General features: G+C 49.1%; 1 protein-coding gene. It reads left to right on the forward strand.

Features of this window, described 5'->3' with window-relative positions; translation table 11 throughout:
* Positions 1–37: 37 nt before the first annotated feature.
* A partial coding sequence (locus A3735_RS07680; RefSeq protein ID WP_231882486.1) for a transglycosylase domain-containing protein occupies positions 38–928 on the forward strand: 891 nt, incomplete at its 3' end.

Raw genomic sequence — 928 nt, forward strand, 5'->3', positions numbered from 1 at the left:
GACTCTACAGACTAATCCCTACCCGGCATTTATGGACATGGTAAAGCGTCAGCTGGGAAAAGATTACCATGAAGACGACCTACGCACTGAAGGGCTAAAGATATATACCAGTCTAGACCCCCAGCTCCAGCACCAGCTAGAGAATACAATCGCCAGCAAACTTCCAACACTCGAATCAGGGAAACAGACAGGAACGCTTCAAGTAGGCGCCGTGGTCACCGCAACCGGCACCGGGGAAATACTCGCCATGGCTGGGGACAGAAAAGCACGATACCGCGGTTTTAACCGTGCTCTTGATGCAAGAAGACCTATCGGCTCGCTCATTAAACCGTCAATATTCCTTAGCGCACTGGAAAAACCCTCACAATATCAACTCAGCACGCTGGTATCAGATCAGGCATTCAAAATAGAGTTTGAAGATGGGCAAATCTGGGCGCCGCAGAACTTTGATCACGAAAGCCATGGAGAAGTCCCCTTATATCTAGCGCTTGCTAAATCCTACAATCTGGCAAGTGCCCGCTTAGGTTTAGAGCTAGGAATTGACACAGTGCATGACATGCTCAGGCGTTTAGGTGTCAAAAGAGAGCTCACGCCCTACCCTTCTCTATTCCTAGGATCTCAATCATTGTCACCGCTTGAAGTGACGCAGCTCTACCAAACTATCGCCAGTAATGGCTTCAACATGCCCTTAAGAGGAATTCGCGAGGTCACCAACGCACAAGGTGAAACTTTAACCCGCTACCCTTTCAAGCTTAGTCAAGTAGTTGCACCCGAGGCGATTTATTTATTACAAGAAGCACTAGTAAAGACCATGCAAACCGGCACCGGGCGCTCTGCATACAAACAACTACCAGAGCAACTGGTGGTTGCGGGTAAAACCGGCACCACTAACGATAATCGGGATAGTTGGTTCTCAGGCTACTCGGGA

It is taken from the genome of Oleiphilus sp. HI0061 (genome assembly GCF_001635675.1).